This is a genomic window from Bradyrhizobium sp. PRIMUS42, assembly GCF_023006515.1.
Classification (GTDB): Bacteria; Pseudomonadota; Alphaproteobacteria; order Rhizobiales; family Xanthobacteraceae; genus Bradyrhizobium.
Genome location: NZ_JALBGZ010000882.1, coordinates 1 through 2,294, shown reverse-complemented (window position 1 = coordinate 2,294; position 2,294 = coordinate 1). Strand labels below are relative to the sequence as shown.

The 2,294-nt window shown below is 63.5% G+C and carries 3 protein-coding genes and 1 pseudogene; 1 reads left to right on the top strand and 3 read right to left on the bottom strand.

The genetic code is table 11. The annotated features are described in order from the left end of the window. Positions 1–65: 65 nt before the first annotated feature. The 3 genes and pseudogenes from MOV75_RS35140 to MOV75_RS35130 all read right to left on the bottom strand — a co-directional run. A pseudogene (locus MOV75_RS35140) lies at positions 66–398 on the bottom strand (ATP-binding cassette domain-containing protein); the annotation flags it as partial. Then, entirely contained in the window at positions 395–1,048 is a 654-nt protein-coding gene (locus tag MOV75_RS35135) for an amino acid ABC transporter permease (protein WP_246922602.1), read from the bottom strand. The pseudogene MOV75_RS35140 and the gene MOV75_RS35135, both read right to left, overlap by 4 nt. Positions 1,049–1,073: 25 nt before the next feature. After that, positions 1,074–1,829 carry an ABC transporter substrate-binding protein gene (locus tag MOV75_RS35130; RefSeq protein ID WP_246922605.1) on the bottom strand — a complete coding sequence of 252 codons (756 nt, stop codon included), beginning with the start codon at positions 1,827–1,829 and terminating at the stop codon, positions 1,074–1,076. 180 nt (positions 1,830–2,009) lie between these two features. On the opposite strand from MOV75_RS35130, the gene MOV75_RS35125 reads away from it, so the two are divergent. Beyond that, the coding region (locus tag MOV75_RS35125) for a helix-turn-helix domain-containing protein (RefSeq protein WP_247007637.1) at positions 2,010–2,294 on the top strand (285 nt) is incomplete at its 3' end.

Below are 2,294 nucleotides of genomic sequence, written 5' to 3'. Positions count from 1 at the left end.
CCGAGTTTCCCGTCGCCGGTGATTGCTGCGGCTGCGATGTGGTCTGCTGCTTATCAGCCGCAGACGGCGCGCGGCTCCCTCTTCACGAAGAGCGGCCCCTCGATCACGTTCTCCAGCGCGGTGCGATGCGGAAACAGGTTGAAGCGCTGGAACACCATCGAGACCTGGGTGCGTATGGCCACGATCGACGGCGCATCGCGGTCGACCTTCAGACCCTCGACGCTGATCTCGCCGCGGTCGTAGCTCTCCAGCCCGTTGATGCAGCGCAGGATGGTGGACTTGCCCGAGCCAGAGGGACCGACGATGCAGACCACCTCGCCCTTCTCAACCTTCGCCGTGATGCCCTTGAGCACCTCGACTTTGCCGAAGCTCTTGTGAACGTCGGTTAGCTCGATCATTTCTTGCCCGCCCGCTTTTCGAAGTGACGGACCAGCAGGATCAGCGGAATGCTCATGGTGAGGTACATCAGCGCCACCAGCGTGAACACGCTGGTGTTCTTGAAGGTCGAGGAGGCGATCAGCTTGCCCTGCAGCGCAAGCTCGGCGACCGTGATTGTGGAGGCCTGCGACGAATCCTTCAGCATCATGATCATGACGTTGCCGTAGGGAGGCAGCACGATGCGCACCGCCTGCGGCAGCACCACGCGGCGCATGGTGAGCCACCAGCCCATGCCGATCGACTGCGCCGCCTCGATCTGCCCCTTGTCAATCGCCTCGATCCCGGCGCGGAAATTTTCCGCCTGGTAGGCCGAATAGGCGATGCCGAGCCCGAGGATCGCGGCCTGCAGGGCCGACAGCGTGACGCCGAGATCGGGCATCACGAAATAGAGGTAGAACAACAGCACGATGATCGGGATGCCACGGATCACATTGATCAGGCTGGCGCTGAGCATCGACAGCGCCTTGATGCCGGAGACCCGCATCATCGCCCAGATCAGGCCGAGCACCGTCGAGAGCAGCAGCGAGCCGATGGTGACGACGATCGTCAGCACGACGCCGCTCATCAGGATCGGGAAGAACTCGGCGGCGTCGTGCCAGAAGCCTTTCATCCGGGCAGCCTTCGATCAACCGGAATCAGCCCTGAGCCTTCAGGCCCCATTTATCGAGAATCTTGTCGATCGTGCCATTGGCCTTCAGCTTCGCGAGCGAGGCGTTGATCTTGCCGAGCAGCGCGGTCTCGCCCTTGCGCACGCCGATGCCGACCGAGCCGACGGTGACGGGCTTGTAGCCGTCGACGAGCCGCACCTCGGGGAATCCGCCCTGCTTCAGATTGTAGGCGAGGATCGGATAGTCGGCGTAGCCGGCCTTGAGACGGCCGGTGTTCACGTCGCGCAGGATGTCGGGAATGGTGTCGTAGGCCTTGACGTCGGCGAACAGGCCGGACTTCTTCAGCGCATCGACGAAGGCGGTGCCGACCTGGGCGCCGACCGTCTCGCCCTTCAGGTCGTCCTGCGTGGCATAGGCCTTGGTGTCGCTCTTCGGCACCACCAAGCCTTCGCCGTAGGTGTAGATCGGGTCGGAGAAGTCGACGACCTCTTTCCGCGGCGGCGTGATGAACATCGCAGCGGCGATGATGTCGATCTTGCTCGAGGTCAGCGACGGGATCAGCGCTGAGAACTGCATCGGCTCGATCTGAACGTTGAAGCCGGCGTCCTTGCCGATCTCGGTGACGAGGTCGACCATGATGCCCTGGATGGTGTTGGTCTTGGTGTCGAGGAAGGTGAAGGGAATGCCCGTCGGGGTCGAGCCGACCTTCAACACCTGTTGAGCAGAAGCCGGCACCACGGCCAGCGCAAGCGCCGCGATCGCGGCCAGACCAAAACGCTTCATCGCATCCCCCTTTGGGCCTGGCCGGTGGCCGGCGCGCGCGCATGTCGTGATCAGACGTTGCGGGTCAAGCCGTTTCGGCCTATTTTCACCAACATGAAAATTTGGTCACATTTTCGCGGGCGACGCAAGCGGTTTTCATGCACATGAAGGAAGCGGTTTGACGTGAGCGGTGGCAAAAGAATGCGCAAACCGGCCGCCGCAAAGCCGGCGAAGCGGGCGAAACCCAAGGCCGTCACCGAACCGGCGGAGCCCGCGATGGACATCGCGGTCGGCCGCCGCATCAGGGATCTCAGGCGCGTCCGGCAATTCTCGCTGGAGACGGTCGCGGCGCGCACGGAGCTTTCGATCGGCTTCCTCAGCCAGATCGAACGCGGCCTCTCGTCGCCGTCGTTGCGCGTGCTGGCAACGCTCGCCGACGTGCTCGGCGTCGGCATCGCCGCATTGTTCGGTGCGAGCCCGAGCGCC